This is a genomic window from Bartonella sp. AP4SXKL (assembly GCF_042195845.1).
Taxonomy (GTDB): domain Bacteria; phylum Pseudomonadota; class Alphaproteobacteria; order Rhizobiales; family Rhizobiaceae; genus Bartonella.
Genome location: NZ_JBHIPA010000084.1, coordinates 340 through 582, shown reverse-complemented (window position 1 = coordinate 582; position 243 = coordinate 340). Strand labels below are relative to the sequence as shown.

The window sequence follows — 243 nt, the reverse complement described above, 5'->3', positions numbered from 1 at the left end:
CAGGGGGCAGTGGCAATGCGGTGTTTGCTTCTAAGGCGGAATATTTAGATCGACAAATTTCTAAAGGTGTGTTGGGGCAAACCATGACGACGGATGATGGTTCGTCCTTTTCGCAAGCGCGCATTCATGAAAATGTGCGCCATGATATTGCCAGAGCTGATGCACGCCAATTAGCTTTAACGGCTAATCGTGATTTAATTGTGCCCTTTGTTGAGATTAATTTTGGGCGCCAAGAGCGCACTC

General features: G+C 47.3%; 1 protein-coding gene. It reads left to right on the top strand.

What is annotated here, in order from left to right; all coding sequences use genetic code 11:
- A partial coding sequence (locus ACFIMI_RS09805; RefSeq protein ID WP_375692547.1) for a DUF935 family protein occupies positions 1-243 on the top strand: 243 nt, incomplete at both ends.